The following is a 15,707-nucleotide window of genomic DNA, read 5'->3' on the forward strand; positions in this document are numbered from 1 at the left end:
GGCACCGCGGATCAGCGCACGAACACTCCCGCCTGGTTCGCCAGGTCCAGGAAGTACTGCGGCGCCACACCGAGCACCAGCGTGACCGCCACGCCGACCCCGATCGCCGTCATCGTCAGCGGTGACGGCACGGCGACCGTCGGCCCCTCCGGGCGCGGCTCGCTGAAGAACATCAGCACGATCACCCGGATGTAGAAGAACGCGGCGATGGCCGACGAGATCACACCGACCACGACGAGCGGCGCCGCGCCGCCTTCCGCCGCCGCCTTGAACACGGCGAACTTCCCGGCGAAGCCAGAGGTCAGCGGGATACCGGCGAAGGCCAGCAGGAACACCGCGAACACGGCGGCCACCAGCGGCGAACGACGCCCCAGGCCCGCCCACTTGGACAGGTGTGTCGCCTCACCACCGGCGTCACGCACCAGCGTCACCACGGCGAACGCGCCGATCGTCACGAACGAGTACGCCGCCAGGTAGAAGAGGACGGACGAGACCCCGTCCGGCGTGGTCGCGATGACACCCGCGAGGATGAATCCCGCGTGCGCGATCGACGAGTACGCCAGCAGCCGCTTGATGTCGGTCTGCGTGATCGCGACGATCGCACCGCCGAGCATGGTGACGATCGCGACGGCCCACATGACCGGCCGCCAGTCCCAGCGCAGGCCCGGCAGGACGACGTACAGCAGGCGCAACAGCGCGCCGAACGCGGCCACCTTGGTCGCCGCCGCCATGAAGCCGGTGACCGGGGTCGGCGCACCCTGGTAGACGTCCGGCGTCCACATGTGGAACGGGACGGCGCCGACCTTGAACAGCAGACCCATGACGATCATCGCGGCGCCGATCAGCAGCAGCGCGTCGTTGCCCATGGTGTCCACGAGCGCCGGGTCCACGGTGGTGATCGTGCCGTCGACGACCTTCGCGATGGTGCCGTACGACACCGAGCCCGCGTAGCCGTACAGCAGCGCGATGCCGAACAGGGTGAACGCGGAGGCGAACGAGCCCAGCAGGAAGTACTTGACCGCGGCCTCCTGCGACATGAGGCGCTTGCGGCGGGCCAGGGCGCACAGCAGGTACAGCGGGAGCGAGAAGACCTCCAGGGCCACGAACAGCGTCAGCAGGTCGTTGGCCGCCGGGAAGATCAGCATGCCCGCGACCGCGAAGAGCAGCAGCGGGAACACCTCGGTGGTGGTGAACCCGGCCTTCACGGCGGCCTTCTCGCTGTCACTGCCCGGCACGGACGCGGCCTGGGCGGCGAACGAGTCGACGCGATTGCCGTGTGTCTCGGGGTCGAGCCGGCGCTCGGCGAAGGTGAACAGGCCGACCAGGCCCGCCAGCAGGATCGTGCCCTGGAGGAACAGGGCGGGCCCGTCGACGGCGATCGCGCCCATCGCCGCGATGCCCGCCTTGGTGGTGGCGTACCCGTCGCTTGCGAGCGCGACGACCGCCGCGAAGGCGGCGCACAGCGCCACGACGGACACGAACAGCTGGGCGTAGTAACGGGACTTGCGCGGGACGAACGCCTCGACCAGCACTCCGATGATCGCCGCACCCAGGATGATCAGGGTGGGCGACAACTGCCCGTATTCGATCTTCGGCGCGTCGATCTTGGAGATCGGGTCGGCCGCGGTTGTCCACAGGCTGTGGACGGCTGTCGCACTCACTTGGCCGCCTCCACCTCGGGCTTGGGGTCCTTCTTGTGTACGTCGGACATGGTCGACTTCACCGCCGGGTTCACGATGTCCGTGACGGGCTTCGGGTAGACGCCCAGGAAGATCAACAGGACGACCAGCGGGGCGACGACCAGGAGCTCACGCGCGCGCAGGTCGGGCATCGCGGAGACCTCGGGCTTCACCGGGCCCGTCATCGTCCGCTGGTAGAGGACGAGGGTGTAGAGCGCGGCGAGCACGATGCCGAAGGTGGCGATGATGCCGATCACCGGGTAGCGCGCGAACGTGCCGACCAGGACCAGGAACTCACTCACGAAGGGCGCGAGTCCCGGCAGGGACAGGGTCGCCAGACCGCCGATCAGGAACGTGCCGGCGAGCACCGGGGCGACCTTCTGGACCCCGCCGTAGTCGGCGATGAGCCGCGAGCCGCGCCGCGAGATCAGGAAGCCGGCCACCAGCATCAGCGCCGCGGTCGAGATCCCGTGGTTGACCATGTAGAGCGTCGCGCCGGACTGGCCCTGGCTGGTCATCGCGAAGATGCCCATGATGATGAAGCCGAAGTGCGAGATCGACGCGTAGGCCACCAGCCGCTTGATGTCCCGCTGGCCGACGGCGAGCAGCGCCCCGTAGATGATGCTGATCACCGCCAGGACCAGGATCGCGGGCGTCGCCCACTTGCTGGCCTCCGGGAAGAGCTGGAGGCAGAAGCGGAGCATCGCGAAGGTGCCCACCTTGTCGACGACCGCGGTGATGAGCACGGCCACCGGGGCGGTGGCCTCCCCCATCGCGTTGGGCAGCCAGGTGTGCAGCGGCCACAGGGGCGCCTTCACCGCGAAGGCGAAGAAGAACCCGAGGAACAGCCAGCGTTCGGTGTTGGTCGCCATGTCGAGTGAGCCGTTGGCACGCGCTTCGGCGATCTCCTGGAGGCTGAAGTTCCCGGCGACCACGTAGAGGCCGATCACCGCGGCCAGCATGATCAGACCGCCGACCAGGTTGTAGAGGAGGAACTTCACGGCGGCGTACGAGCGTTGGGCCGCCGCCTTCTCGTCGGAGCCCGCGTGGGCACGGTCCCCGAAGCCGCCGATGAGGAAGTACATCGGGATGAGCATGGCTTCGAAGAAGATGTAGAAGAGGAAGACGTCGGTGGCCTCGAAGGAGATGATCACCATCGCCTCGACGGCCAGGATCAGGGCGAAGAAGCCCTGCGTCGGCCGCCACCGCCTGCTTCCGGTCTCCAGCGGGTCGGCGTCGTGCCAGCCCGCCAGGATGATGAACGGGATCAGCAGCGCGGTCAGCGCGAGAAGCGCCACTCCGATGCCGTCCACGCCCAGTTCGTACCTGACCCCGAAGTCCGCGATCCAGGCGTGCGATTCGGTGAGCTGGTAGCGGGCGCCGTCCGGGTCGAAGCGGACCAGGACGATGATCGCGAGGGCGAGTGTGGCGAGTGAGACGAGCAGCGCCAGCCATTTGGCGGCGGTGCGTCGCGCGGCCGGCACGGCGGCCGTGGCGATCGCCCCGATCGCCGGGAGCGCCGCCGTCGCTGTCAGCAGAGGAAAGGACATCGGTATCAGACCGCCCTCATCAGCAGGGTCGCGGCGACGAGGATCGCCGCGCCGCCGAACATCGAGACCGCGTACGACCGCGCGTAGCCGTTCTGCAGCTTGCGCATCCGCCCGGAGAGACCGCCGACCGAGGCCGCCGTGCCGTTGACCACGCCGTCGACCAGGGTGTGGTCGACGTAGACCAGGGAGCGCGTGAGGTGCTCTCCGCCGCGGACCAGGACGACGTGGTTGAAGTCGTCCTGGAGCAGGTCGCGCCGGGCGGCCCGGGTGAGCAGCGACCCGCGCGGGGCGACGACCGGGACCGGGCGGCGGCCGTACTGGAGCCAGGCGATCGCGACGCCGATGACCATCACGGTCACCGTGGCCGCCGTGACCGTGGTCGCGCTGATCGGCGCGTCTCCGTGGTCGTGCCCGGTGATGGGCTCCAGCCAGTGCAGGAAGCGGTCGCCGATGCTGAAGAAGCCGCCCGCGAAGACCGATCCGAAGGCCAGCACGATCATCGGGATCGTCATGGACTTGGGGGACTCGTGCGGGTGAGGTTCGGCGTGCGCGCCGTGGTGCTCGGCGGCGGGCTCCGCGCTCGGGGCCTCCGGAGAGCGGGTGGGCTGGTTCTTCCAGCGCTCCTCTCCGAAGAACGTCATCAGCATCACGCGTGTCATGTAGAAGGCGGTGATGGCCGCGCCCAGCAGGGCCACGCCGCCGAGGATCCAGCCCTCGGTGCCGCCCTTGGCGAAGGCCGCCTCGATGATCTTGTCCTTGGAGAAGAAGCCGGACAGGCCCGGGAAGCCGATGATGGCGAGGTAGCCGAGGCCGAAGGTGACGAAGGTGATCGGCATGTACTTCCTGAGGCCGCCGTACTTCCTCATGTCGACCTCGTCGTTCATGCCGTGCATGACCGAACCGGCCCCGAGGAAGAGCCCGGCCTTGAAGAAGCCGTGCGTCACCAGGTGCATGATCGCGAAGACGTAGCCGATGGGGCCGAGGCCCGCGGCGAGGACCATGTAGCCGATCTGCGACATGGTCGAGCCGGCCAGTGCCTTCTTGATGTCGTCCTTCGCGCAACCGACGATCGCACCGAACAGGAGCGTGACGGCACCGACGACGGTGACGACGAGCTGGGCGTCCGGCGCGAGGTTGAAGATGTTGGCGGAGCGGACGATCAGATAGACACCCGCGGTCACCATGGTCGCCGCGTGGATGAGGGCCGAGACCGGGGTCGGGCCCTCCATCGCGTCCCCGAGCCAGGACTGCAGCGGCACCTGGGCGGACTTGCCGCAGGCGGCCAGCAGCAGCATCAGGGCGATGCCGGTGAGCGTGGCCTCGGAGGCGCCCTCGACAAGTCCGGGCTTCTCGTGGCTGCCGAGGACCGGGCCGAAGGCGAAGGTGCCGAACGTCGTGAACATCAGCATGATCGCGATCGACAGGCCCATGTCGCCGACGCGGTTGACCAGGAAGGCCTTCTTCGCCGCGGTGGCCGCACTCGGCTTGTGCTGCCAGAAGCCGATCAGCAGGTAGGAGGCGAGACCGACGCCCTCCCAGCCGACGTACAGCAGGAGGTAGTTGTCGGCGAGGACGAGCAGCAGCATCGCCGCGAGGAACAGGTTCAGATAGCCGAAGAAGCGGCGGCGGCGCTCGTCGTGCTCCATGTACCCGATCGAGTACAGGTGGATCAGCGAGCCGACGCCGGTGATCAGCAGCACGAACGTCATCGACAACTGGTCGAGGCGGAAGGTGACGTCCGCCTGGAAGCCCTCGACCGGGATCCAGGTCCACAGGTGCTGGATGAGCGTGCGGTCCTCGGCGTTCTTGCCGAGCAGGTCGGCGAAGAGGATGGCGCCGAACACGAAGGAAGCGGCGGCGAGGATCGTGCCGATCCAGTGGCCGACGGCGTCCAGCCGCCGGCCGCCGGTCAGCAGGACCGCGGCTCCGAGCAGAGGCGCCGCGATGAGCAGCGCGATGAGGTTCTCCACGATTCAGCGACCCCTTACAGCTTCATCAGGCTGGCGTCGTCGACCGAGGCCGAGTGGCGGGAACGGAACAGCGACACGATGATCGCGAGCCCGACCACGACCTCCGCGGCGGCGACGACCATCGTGAAGAAGGCGATGATCTGGCCGTCGAGATTGCCGTGCATCCGGGAGAAGGCGACGAACGCGAGGTTGCAGGCGTTGAGCATGAGCTCGATGCACATGAACACGACGATGGCGTTGCGCCTGATCAGCACGCCGGTGGCGCCGATCGTGAACAGCAGGGCGGCGAGGTAGAGGTAGTTGACCGGGTTCACTTCGACGCCTCCCTCTTGAAGGTGGCCGGTTCGATCTCGGTCCGATCCAGGCGCTCCTCCGCGCGCTGCTCCAACGCCTTGAGGTCGTTGAGGGCTTCGGCGGACACGTCACGGATCTGACCGCGCTGGCGCAGGGTCTTGCTGACCGTGAGCTCGGAGGGGGTGCCGTCGGGCAGCAGGCCCGCGATGTCCACCGCGTTGTGCCGGGCGTAGACGCCGGGGGCGGGCAGCGGCGGAACGTGCGTGCCCTCGCGGACGCGCTTCTCGGCCATCTCACGCTGGGTCAGGGCGCGCTCGGTGCGCTCGCGGTGGGTGAGCACCATGGCGCCGACGGCGGCCGTGATCAGCAGAGCGCCGGTGATTTCGAAAGCGAAGACGTACTTGGTGAAGATGAGGGTGGCGAGGCCCTCCACATTGCCGCCGGAGTTGGCCTGGGTGAGGCCGTTGAACTGGTTGAGGGAGGCGTTGCCGATGCCCGCGAACAGCAGGATGCCGAAGCCGAGCCCGCACACAAGGGCCAGCCAGCGCTGGCCCTTGATGGTCTCCTTCAGGGAGTCCGCCGCGGTCACGCCGACGAGCATCACCACGAACAGGAACAGCATCATGATCGCGCCGGTGTAGACGACGATCTGCACGACGCCGAGGAAGTAGGCGCCGTTGGCGAGGTAGAACACCGCCAGGATGATCATGGTGCCGGCGAGACAGAGCGCGCTGTGCACGGCCTTCCTCATGAAGACGGTGCACAGGGCGCCGATCACGGCGACGGTGCCGAGGACCCAGAACTGGAAGGCCTCGCCGGTCGAGGTGCCGGCAGCCAGGGTGGCTGTGGCGGCGAGCTGAAGGGGTGCGGTCATCGCCCGATCACCTTCTCCGACGCCGGTTCGTCCTCACCGAAGGTGGAGTCGGCCTCCTGGACCACCTCGCCCTTGGAGAGGGCGACCTGGGGGACGGTGCCGGGCGCGGCCTCGGTCACCAGGCCCCGGTAGTAGTCCTGCTCGTCCGTGCCCGGGTAGATGGCGTGGGGCGAGTCGACCATGCCGTCCTCGAGGCCGGCGAGCAACTGGTCCTTGGTGAAGATGAGGTTGGCGCGGCTGCTGTCGGCCAGCTCGAACTCGTTGGTCATCGTCAGCGCGCGCGTGGGGCACGCCTCGATGCACAGGCCGCACAGGATGCAGCGGGCGTAGTTGATCTGGTAGACGCGGCCGTACCGCTCGCCCGGCGAGTAGCGCTCCTCGTCGGTGTTGTCGGCACCCTCCACATAGATGGCGTCGGCGGGGCAGGCCCAGGCGCACAGCTCGCAGCCGACGCACTTCTCCAGGCCGTCCGGATGGCGGTTGAGCTGGTGCCGTCCGTGGAACCGCGGAGCGGTGGTCTTCTGCTGCTCCGGGTACTGCTCGGTCAGCCGCTTCTTGAACATGGCCTTGAAGGTCACGCCGAAGCCGGCGACGGGGTTCATGAAACCGGGCTTGGTTTCCTTGGGCTCCTCAGCCATCGGACGCCTCCTTTCCATCCAGAGATCCGTCACTCTGAGTATCGGGCCCGCCACTGACAATCAGCTCCCGCTCCTGGCGCGAGGGGCGTCGCGGTACCGGCGGCAACTCCTGTCCGGGCAGCGGCGGGACGGGGAATCCGCCCGCCATCGGGTCGAAGCCGGCCGGCTCTTCGGCGGGCTGCGCCGCCGCCTTCGACTTCTCGCGGAACATGTCGGCGACGAAGGAGAGCAGCAGCAGGACCAGGACTCCGCCGCCGACGTAGAGGGCGATGTCGGCGAAGTCGTAGTTCTCGTTGCGCAGGGTCCGCACGGTCGCGACGAGCATCAGCCACACCACGGAGACCGGGATGAGGACCTTCCAGCCGAGCTTCATCAGCTGGTCGTAGCGGACCCTCGGGAGCGTGCCGCGCAGCCAGATGAAGAAGAACAGCAGCAGCTGCACCTTGATCACGAACCAGAGGAGCGGCCACCAGCCGTGGTTCGCGCCCTCCCAGAAGGTGCTGATGGGCCAGGGAGCCCGCCAGCCGCCGAGGAAGAGCGTGGTCGTCACGGCCGAGACCGTCACCATGTTCACGTACTCGGCGAGCATGAACAGCGCGAACTTGATCGACGAGTACTCGGTGTTGAAGCCGCCGACCAGGTCGCCCTCGGACTCCGGCATGTCGAAGGGGGCGCGGTTGGTCTCGCCGACCATCGTGATGACGTAGATGATGAAGGAGACCGGCAGCAGGACGATGTACCAGCGGTCCTGCTGGGCCTCGACGATCGCCGAGGTGGACATCGACCCGGAGTAGAGGAACACCGAGGCGAAGGCCGCACCCATGGCGATCTCGTACGAGATCATCTGCGCGCAGGAGCGCAGACCGCCGAGCAGCGGATACGTCGACCCGGAGCTCCAGCCCGCCAGGACGATGCCGTAGATGCCGACCGAGGCGACCGCGAGGATGTAGAGCATCGCGATCGGCAGGTCGGTGAGCTGCATCGCCGTACGGTGGCCGAAGATCGACACCTCGTTGCCGGACGGGCCGAAGGGGATCACCGCGATCGCCATGAAAGCCGGGATGGCCGCGACGATCGGCGCGAGGATGTAGACGACCTTGTCCGCGCGCTTGACGATGACGTCTTCCTTGAGCATCAGCTTGATGCCGTCGGCGAGCGACTGGAGCATGCCCCAGGGGCCGTGCCGGTTGGGGCCGATGCGCAGCTGCATCCAGGCGACGACCTTGCGCTCCCACACGATGGAGAACAGCACGGTCACCATCAGGAAGGCGAAGCAGAAGACGGCCTTGATGACGACGAGCCACCAGGGGTCGGTGCCGAACATCGAGAGGTCTTCCGCAGCGAGGTACGGGCTCATGCCTCCACCTCCTTGGGGACTTCGGTGGCGAGCGTGGCCGGGCCGATGCGGACGAGGGAGCCGGGCAGCACCCCGGCGTCGGAGGCGACGCCGCCGCCGGTGGAGTTCAGCGGGAGCCAGACCACGCGGTCGGGCATCTCGGTGATCTGCAGCGGCAGTTCGACGACTCCGGTCTTGCCGGTCACGGCGAGGAGGTCGCCTTCCTTGACGCCCACCTCGGCGGCTGTCGCGGCCGACACACGCGCGCGTGCCGCGTGCCGGGTCCCGGCGAGCGCCTCGTCGCCCTGCTGGAGGAGCCCCTGGTCGAGCAGCAGCCGGTGCCCGGCGAGTACGGCCTCTCCGGCGGCGGGCCGCGGCAACTGGGCCCCGGTCTCCATGGGTTCGGTGCCATGCGGTCCGTCCCAGGGACCGAGCCGGTCGATCTCCGCGCGCGTGGTGCGCAGATCGGGCAGGCCCAGGTGTACGTCCATGGCGTCGGCCAGCATCTGGAGGACCCGTGCGTCGGTGGGTGCGAGGCCGCGGGTCATCTGGTCGGGCTTGAGCGCGGCCTCGAAGAAGCGCACCCTGCCCTCCCAGTTGAGGAAGGTGCCGGCCTTCTCGGCGACCGCGGCCACCGGCAGGACGACGTCCGCGAGTGCGGTGACCTCACCGGGCCGCAGTTCCAGCGACACCACGAACCCGACCTCCTGGAGCGCTTCACGCGCGCGTGCCGGATCGGGCAGGTCGGCGATCTCGACGCCCGCGACCACCAGGGCCTGGAGCTCGCCGGACGCGGCGGCCTCGACCATCTGGCCGGTGTCCCGTCCGTAGCGGTGCGGGAGGTCGGCCACACCCCAGACCGAGGCGACCTCCTCACGCGCGCGCGGGTCGGTGGCCGGACGGCCGCCCGGCAGGAGCGACGGCAGCGCGCCCGCCTCGAGGGCCCCGCGCTCTCCGGCCCGCCGCGGGATCCACACCAGCTGCGCGCCGGTCGCGGAGGCGGCCCGTACGGCGGCGGTCAGTGCGCCCTCCGCCGCGGCGAGCCGTTCGCCGACGACGATCACCGCGCCCGCGGTGCGCAGCGCCTCGGCGGCCCTGCTGCCGTCGCCCTCCAGTCCGACTTCGCCGGCCAGCGCGTCCAGCCACTCTGTCTCGGTACCGGGAGCGGCGGGCAGCAGCGTGCCGCCGGCCTTCTCCAGGCCGCGGGTGGCATGGGTGGCGAGCGAGAAGACCTTCTGTCCGTGCTTGCGCCAGGCCTTGCGCAGCCTCAGGAAGACGCCGGGCGCCTCCTCCTCGGCCTCGAACCCGACCAGCAGGACCGCCGGTGCCTTCTCCAGAGCGGAGTACGTGACGCCCGTACCGTCGAGGTCACGTCCGCGGCCCGCGATCCGCGCGGCCAGGAAGTCGGCCTCCTCGCTGCTGTGCACACGCGCGCGGAAGTCGATGTCGTTGGTGTCGAGCGCCACGCGCGCGAACTTGCTGTACGCGTAGGCGTCCTCGATGGTGAGGCGGCCGCCGGTGAGGACTCCGGCCCGGCCGCGCGAGGCGAGCAGTCCCTGGGCGGCGATCTGGAGGGCTTCCGGCCAGGAGGCCGGCACCAGCTCACCCTCGGGGTTGCGGACCAGCGGGTGCTCCAGCCGGTCCCGCTGCTGCGCGTACCGGAAGGCGAAGCGCCCCTTGTCGCAGATCCACTCCTCGTTGACCTCGGGGTCGTTGGCCGCGAGCTTGCGCATGACCTTGCCGCGCCGGTGGTCCGTGCGGGTGGCACAGCCGCCGGAGCAGTGCTCGCACACGCTCGGGGAGGACACCAGGTCGAAGGGGCGGGAGCGGAATCGGTACGCCGCCGACGTCAGCGCGCCGACCGGGCAGATCTGGATGGTGTTGCCGGAGAAGTACGACTCGAAGGGGTCGCCCTCTCCGGTGCCGACCTGCTGGAGCGCGCCCCGCTCGACCAGTTCGATCATGGGGTCGCCCGCGATCTGGTTGGAGAACCGGGTGCAGCGGGCGCACAGCACGCACCGCTCGCGGTCGAGCAGCACCTGTGTGGAGATCGGGACGGGCTTCTCGTACGTCCGCTTCTTGCCCTCGAACCGGGACTCGGCCTGGCCGTGGGACATTGCCTGGTTCTGCAGGGGGCACTCGCCGCCCTTGTCGCAGACCGGGCAGTCCAGCGGGTGGTTGATGAGGAGGAGCTCCATCACACCGTGCTGGGCCTTCTCGGCGACCGGCGAGGTGAGGTGGGTCTTCACCACCATCCCGTCGGTGCAGGTGATGGTGCAGGAAGCCATCGGCTTGCGCTGGCCCTCGACCTCGACGATGCACTGGCGGCAGGCGCCGGCCGGGTCGAGGAGGGGGTGGTCGCAGAACCGGGGGATCTCGATGCCGAGCTCTTCGGCGGCCCGGATGACCAGGGTGCCCTTGGGCACGCTGATCTCGGCGCCGTCGATCGTCAGCGTGACGAGATCCTCCGGCGGGACCGCCGCCTCTCCCCCGCCTGCGGGAGCGTTGGTGGTCACAGTCATGCGTTCACCTCCGTGCGGTCGGCCCAGGCCGTCGACTTGGCCGGGTCGAAGGGGCAGCCGCGGCCCGTGATGTGCTGCTCGTACTCCTCGCGGAAGTACTTGAGCGAGGAGAAGATCGGCGAGGCGGCGCCGTCACCGAGGGCGCAGAACGACTTGCCGTTGATGTTGTCGGCGATGTCGTTCAGCTTGTCGAGGTCGGACATGACGCCCTTGCCGGCCTCGATGTCGCGCAGCAACTGCACGAGCCAGTACGTCCCTTCGCGGCACGGCGTGCACTTGCCGCAGGACTCGTGGGCGTAGAACTCGGTCCAGCGGGTGACGGCGCGCACGACACAGGTCGTCTCGTCGAAGCACTGCAGGGCCTTGGTGCCGAGCATCGAACCGGCGGCGCCGACACCCTCGTAGTCGAGGGGGACGTCGAGGTGCTCGTCGGTGAACATCGGCGTCGAGGAGCCGCCGGGCGTCCAGAACTTGAGCCGGTGCCCCGGCCGCATCCCGCCGCTCATCTCCAGGAGCTGGCGGAGCGTGATGCCGAGCGGGGCCTCGAACTGGCCGGGATTGGCGACATGGCCGCTGAGCGAGTAGAGCGTGAAGCCCGGGGACTTCTCGCTGCCCATCGACCGGAACCATTCCTTGCCCCGGGTCAGAATCGCGGGAACCGACGCGATCGACTCCACGTTATTCACAACAGTCGGGCAGGCATACAGGCCCGCGACCGCAGGGAAAGGGGGACGGAGCCGCGGTTGACCACGGCGGCCTTCGAGCGAGTCGAGCAGTGCGGTCTCCTCACCGCAGATGTACGCGCCTGCGCCCGCGTGCACGGTGAGTTCGAGATCGAGGCCGCTGCCCAGGATGTTCTGTCCGAGGTAGCCGGCAGCGTAGGCCTCGCTCACGGCCGCGTGCAGCCGCCGCAGTACTGGGACGACTTCACCACGCAGATAGATGAAGGCATGCGACGACCTGATGGCATAACACGCGATGACAATGCCCTCGATGAGGCTATGCGGGTTCGCGAAGAGGAGCGGGATGTCCTTGCACGTCCCGGGCTCCGACTCGTCGGCGTTGACAACTAGATAGTGCGGCTTTCCATCGCCCTGCGGAATGAACTGCCATTTCATTCCCGTGGGGAATCCCGCACCGCCGCGGCCGCGCAGACCGGAGTCCTTGACGTACGCGATCAGGTCGTCCGGCGACATGGCGAGCGCCTTGCGGAGCCCCTCGTACCCCTCGTGCCTCTTGTAGACGTCCAGCGACCAGGACTTGTCCTCGTCCCAGAAGGCCGACAGCACGGGTGCGAGCAGCTTCTCGGGGCTGGTGTCTTTGAGTTCGGGTGCCAAGGTCATCACTCCCCCTCCTCGGCGGCGGGCCCGGCCGGGTGGGCCGGGTCGGAGGCCGACGTGTCCTGTGGCGCGTCGTGTGAGCTCAGGTGCTCCGACGGGGACGGCTCGTGGACGTCCCTGTCCTGCGGTGCGCCGTCGCGCGGATGGACCACGCGCGCGGGTGCGGTCTCTCCCCTGGCCAGGCGGAGGCCCACCAGCGACGCGGGTCCCGCTCCGCCGCTCGCCTCTACGGCCCCGGGCCGCTCGTCGGGGAAGCCGGCGAGGATCCGCGCGGTCTCCTTGAAGGTGCACAGCGGCGCCCCGCGCGTGGGCTCCACCGGACGGCCGGCGCACAGGTCGTCGACCATGCGCTTCGCGCTCGCCGGGGTCTGGTTGTCGAAGAACTCCCAGTTGACCATCACGACCGGCGCGAAGTCGCAGGCCGCGTTGCACTCGATGTGCTCCAGGGTGACCTTGCCGTCGTCGGTGGTCTCGCCGTTGCCGACGCCCAGGTGCTCCTGGAGCTCCGCGAAGATCGCGTCGCCGCCCATCACCGCGCAGAGGGTGTTGGTGCACACACCCACCTGGTAGTCACCCGAGGGCTTGCGCCGGTACATGGTGTAGAAGGTGGCCACCGCGGTGACCTCGGCCGTGGTCAGCTCCAGCACGTCCGCGCAGAACCGCATCCCGGTGCGCGTGACGTGCCCCTCCTCCGACTGCACGAGATGCAGCAACGGCAGGAGCGCCGAGCGGGAGTCCGGGTAGCGGGCGATGATCTCGCGCGCGTCCCTCTCGAGCCTCTCTCGAACGTCGTCCGGGTACGCGGGCGCGGGCAGTTCGGGCATGCCCAGGCTGACGCCCCGCTCGGAAGAACTGGTGGTCACCGGTCGACGCCTCCCATCACGGGGTCGATGGACGCGACAGCGACGATGACGTCGGCGACCTGGCCGCCCTCGCACATCGCCGCCATGGCCTGAAGGTTGGTGAAGGACGGGTCGCGGAAGTGGACCCGGAAGGGGCGGGTGCCGCCGTCGGACACGGCGTGCACTCCGAGTTCGCCCTTGGGCGACTCGACGGCCGCGTACGTCTGTCCCGGCGGGACGCGGAAGCCCTCGGTGACCAGCTTGAAGTGGTGGATCAGGGCCTCCATGGAGGTGCCCATGATCTTCTTGATGTGGTCGAGGGAGTTGCCGAGCCCGTCAGGACCCAGGGCGAGCTGGGCGGGCCAGGCGATCTTCTTGTCGGCGACCATGACCGGGCCGGGCTGCAGCCGGTCCAGGCACTGCTCGACGATCCTGAGCGACTGGCGCATCTCCTCGAGCCGGATGAGGAAGCGGCCGTAGGAGTCGCAGGTGTCGGCGGTCGGGATGTCGAACTCGTAGGTGTCGTAGCCGCAGTAGGGCTGTGACTTGCGCAGGTCGTGCGGCAGGCCGGTGGAGCGCAGGATCGGGCCGGTGGCGCCGAGGGCCATGCAGCCCGCCAGGTCGAGGTAGCCGACGTCCTGCATACGGGCCTTGAAGATGGGGTTCCCGGTGGCGAGCTTGTCGTACTCCGGGAGGTTCTTCTTCATCTTCTTCACGAACTCGCGGATGTGGTCCACCGCGCCGGGCGGCAGGTCCTGGGCGAGTCCGCCGGGGCGGATGTACGCGTGGTTCATCCGCAGGCCCGTGATGAGCTCGTAGATGTCGAGAATCATTTCACGATCGCGGAATCCGTAGATCATGATCGTGGTGGCGCCGAGTTCCATGCCGCCGGTGGCGATGCACACCAGGTGCGAGGACAACCGGTTCAGCTCCATCAGGAGCACCCGGATGAGGGTGGCGCGGTCCGGGATCTGGTCCTCGATGCCGAGGAGTTTCTCGACGGCGAGACAGTAGGCGGTCTCGTTGAAGAAGGACGTCAGGTAGTCCATGCGCGTCACGAACGTGGTGCCCTGCGTCCACGTGCGGAACTCGAGGTTCTTCTCGATGCCGGTGTGGAGGTAGCCGATGCCGCAGCGGGCCTCGGTGACCGTCTCGCCGTCGATCTCAAGGATCAGGCGGAGCACTCCGTGGGTGGAGGGGTGCTGCGGGCCCATGTTGACGACGATGCGCTCGTCGTCGGCGCGGGCCGCGGACTGGACGACCTCGTCCCAGTCGCCACCGGTGACCGTGTACACGGTGCCTTCGGTGGTCTCACGCGGAGTTGCGTGCTGCGTGCTCATGAGTACGACCTCCGCTGGTCCGGAGCCGGGATCTGGGCGCCCTTGTACTCGACGGGGATGCCGCCGAGGGGGTAGTCCTTGCGCTGCGGGTGGCCCTGCCAGTCGTCCGGCATCATGATCCGCGTCAGAGCCGGGTGACCGTCGAAGACGATCCCGAAGAAGTCGTAGGTCTCGCGCTCGTGCCAGTCGTTGGTCGGATACACGGAGACCAGCGACGGGATGTGCGGGTCGGCGTCCGGCGCGCTGACCTCCAGGCGGATCAGCCGGTTGTGGGTGATCGAGCGCAGGTGGTAGACGGCGTGCAGCTCGCGGCCCTTGTCGTGGAGGTAGTGGACCCCGCTGACGCCGGTGCAGAGCTCGAAGCGCAGGGCCGGGTCGTCGCGCAGGGTGCGAGCGACGCGGAGCAGGTGCTCGCGCTCGATGTGGAAGGTGATCTCGTCGCGGTCGACGACCGTCTTCTCGATCGCGTTGCCGGGGAGCAGTCCCTGCTCCTCCAGGGCGCCTTCCAGCTCGTCGGCGACCTCGTCGAACCAGCCGCCGTAGGGGCGGGACGCCGGTCCCGGGAGGCGGACCGAGCGGACCAGGCCGCCGTAGCCGGAGGTGTCGCCGCCGTTGTTGGCGCCGAACATGCCGCGCTGGACGCGGATCTCCTCACCGCCGTCGCCGCGCTGGCCGGGGAGGTTGGAGGCGGCGAGGTCCTTCTCGGGGTTCACCCCGTTCGACGCCCCGCCCGCGCCGTTGCTCGTGCCGTTCGCGTCGCTCACCGCAGCAGCCCCTTCATCTCGATCGTGGGCAGGGCCTTGAGCGCCGCCTCCTCCGCCTCGCGGGCCGCCTCCTCGGCGTTCACGCCGAGCTTGGAGGTCTGGATCTTCTGGTGGAGCTTGAGGATCGCGTCCATCAGCATCTCGGGCCGTGGCGGGCAGCCGGGCAGATAGATGTCGACCGGGACGATGTGGTCGACGCCCTGCACGATCGCGTAGTTGTTGAACATGCCGCCCGAGGAGGCGCAGACCCCCATGGAGATGACCCACTTGGGGTTCGGCATCTGGTCGTATACCTGCCTGAGCACCGGCGCCATCTTCTGGCTGACCCGGCCGGCGACGATCATGAGGTCCGCCTGGCGGGGTGAGCCGCGGAAGACCTCCATACCGAAGCGGGCCAGGTCGTAGCGTCCGGCGCCCGTGGTCATCATCTCGATGGCACAGCAGGCCAGGCCGAAGGTGGCCGGGAAGACGGACGACTTACGCACCCAGCCCGCGGCCTGCTCGACGGTGGTCAGCAGGAAGCCGCTCGGCAGCTTTTCTTCGAGTCCCATGAGTTAA

The 15,707-nt window shown here is 68.8% G+C and carries 13 protein-coding genes; all 13 read right to left on the minus strand.

All coding sequences use genetic code 11. The annotated features are described in order from the left end of the window. Window positions 1–11: 11 nt before the first annotated feature. The 13 genes from nuoN to RNB18_RS36320 are packed head-to-tail and all read right to left on the minus strand — an operon-like array spanning window position 12 to window position 15,700. Entirely contained in the window at window positions 12–1,661 is a 1,650-nt protein-coding gene (gene nuoN, locus RNB18_RS36260; protein WP_311718327.1) for an NADH-quinone oxidoreductase subunit NuoN, read from the minus strand. Then, window positions 1,658–3,229, minus strand: a complete 1,572-nt coding sequence (locus RNB18_RS36265; protein ID WP_311718328.1) for an NADH-quinone oxidoreductase subunit M — start codon at window positions 3,227–3,229, stop codon at window positions 1,658–1,660. The genes nuoN and RNB18_RS36265 overlap by 4 nt, the downstream gene beginning before the upstream one ends. A 5-nt stretch (window positions 3,230–3,234) precedes the next feature. Further along, window positions 3,235–5,199, minus strand: a complete 1,965-nt coding sequence (nuoL, locus tag RNB18_RS36270) for an NADH-quinone oxidoreductase subunit L (RefSeq protein WP_311718329.1) — start codon at window positions 5,197–5,199, stop codon at window positions 3,235–3,237. A gap of 14 nt (window positions 5,200–5,213) precedes the next feature. Beyond that, a complete protein-coding gene (nuoK, locus tag RNB18_RS36275) occupies window positions 5,214–5,513 on the minus strand; it encodes an NADH-quinone oxidoreductase subunit NuoK (RefSeq protein WP_003974374.1) in 300 nt (99 codons plus the stop codon). After that, entirely contained in the window at window positions 5,510–6,367 is an 858-nt protein-coding gene (locus RNB18_RS36280; protein ID WP_311718330.1) for an NADH-quinone oxidoreductase subunit J, read from the minus strand. The genes nuoK and RNB18_RS36280 overlap by 4 nt, the downstream gene beginning before the upstream one ends. After that, entirely contained in the window at window positions 6,364–7,005 is a 642-nt protein-coding gene (gene nuoI, locus RNB18_RS36285) for an NADH-quinone oxidoreductase subunit NuoI (protein WP_311718331.1), read from the minus strand. Before nuoI ends, RNB18_RS36280 begins: the two co-directional genes overlap by 4 nt. Next, entirely contained in the window at window positions 6,998–8,362 is a 1,365-nt protein-coding gene (gene nuoH, locus RNB18_RS36290) for an NADH-quinone oxidoreductase subunit NuoH (protein ID WP_311718332.1), read from the minus strand. Before nuoH ends, nuoI begins: the two co-directional genes overlap by 8 nt. Then, window positions 8,359–10,863, minus strand: a complete 2,505-nt coding sequence (locus RNB18_RS36295) for an NADH-quinone oxidoreductase subunit G (RefSeq protein ID WP_311718333.1) — start codon at window positions 10,861–10,863, stop codon at window positions 8,359–8,361. Before RNB18_RS36295 ends, nuoH begins: the two co-directional genes overlap by 4 nt. Continuing rightward, on the minus strand, window positions 10,860–12,206 hold the full coding sequence (gene nuoF / locus RNB18_RS36300) for an NADH-quinone oxidoreductase subunit NuoF (RefSeq protein ID WP_373432043.1): 1,347 nt from the start codon (window positions 12,204–12,206) through the stop codon (window positions 10,860–10,862). Before nuoF ends, RNB18_RS36295 begins: the two co-directional genes overlap by 4 nt. Then, window positions 12,206–13,066 (minus strand): NADH-quinone oxidoreductase subunit NuoE, encoded by an 861-nt coding sequence (gene nuoE / locus RNB18_RS36305; RefSeq protein ID WP_311718334.1) that lies wholly within the window; start codon window positions 13,064–13,066, stop codon window positions 12,206–12,208. Before nuoE ends, nuoF begins: the two co-directional genes overlap by 1 nt. Continuing rightward, window positions 13,063–14,385 carry an NADH-quinone oxidoreductase subunit D gene (locus tag RNB18_RS36310; RefSeq protein ID WP_311718335.1) on the minus strand — a complete coding sequence of 441 codons (1,323 nt, stop codon included), beginning with the start codon at window positions 14,383–14,385 and terminating at the stop codon, window positions 13,063–13,065. Before RNB18_RS36310 ends, nuoE begins: the two co-directional genes overlap by 4 nt. Further along, window positions 14,382–15,149, minus strand: coding sequence for an NADH-quinone oxidoreductase subunit C (locus tag RNB18_RS36315; protein ID WP_311718336.1), 768 nt, complete (start codon window positions 15,147–15,149; stop codon window positions 14,382–14,384). The genes RNB18_RS36310 and RNB18_RS36315 overlap by 4 nt, the downstream gene beginning before the upstream one ends. Continuing rightward, on the minus strand, window positions 15,146–15,700 hold the full coding sequence (locus RNB18_RS36320; protein ID WP_010041554.1) for a NuoB/complex I 20 kDa subunit family protein: 555 nt from the start codon (window positions 15,698–15,700) through the stop codon (window positions 15,146–15,148). Before RNB18_RS36320 ends, RNB18_RS36315 begins: the two co-directional genes overlap by 4 nt. Window positions 15,701–15,707: the final 7 nt, after the last annotated feature.

Origin of the sequence: Streptomyces doebereineriae, from assembly GCF_031845645.1 — a bacterium.
GTDB classification, from domain to species: domain Bacteria; phylum Actinomycetota; class Actinomycetes; order Streptomycetales; family Streptomycetaceae; genus Streptomyces; species Streptomyces canus.

Coding starts and splice junctions, on each gene's coding strand:
- nuoH (WP_311718332.1), bottom strand. CDS start 8,362: ATGAGCCCGTACCTCGCTGCGGAAGACCTCTCGATGTTCGGCACCGAC.
- RNB18_RS36320 (WP_010041554.1), bottom strand. CDS start 15,700: ATGGGACTCGAAGAAAAGCTGCCGAGCGGCTTCCTGCTGACCACCGTC.
- RNB18_RS36295 (WP_311718333.1), bottom strand. CDS start 10,863: ATGACTGTGACCACCAACGCTCCCGCAGGCGGGGGAGAGGCGGCGGTC.
- nuoI (WP_311718331.1), bottom strand. CDS start 7,005: ATGGCTGAGGAGCCCAAGGAAACCAAGCCCGGTTTCATGAACCCCGTC.
- nuoF (WP_373432043.1), bottom strand. CDS start 12,206: ATGACCTTGGCACCCGAACTCAAAGACACCAGCCCCGAGAAGCTGCTC.
- RNB18_RS36265 (WP_311718328.1), bottom strand. CDS start 3,229: ATGTCCTTTCCTCTGCTGACAGCGACGGCGGCGCTCCCGGCGATCGGG.
- RNB18_RS36280 (WP_311718330.1), bottom strand. CDS start 6,367: ATGACCGCACCCCTTCAGCTCGCCGCCACAGCCACCCTGGCTGCCGGC.
- RNB18_RS36310 (WP_311718335.1), bottom strand. CDS start 14,385: ATGAGCACGCAGCACGCAACTCCGCGTGAGACCACCGAAGGCACCGTG.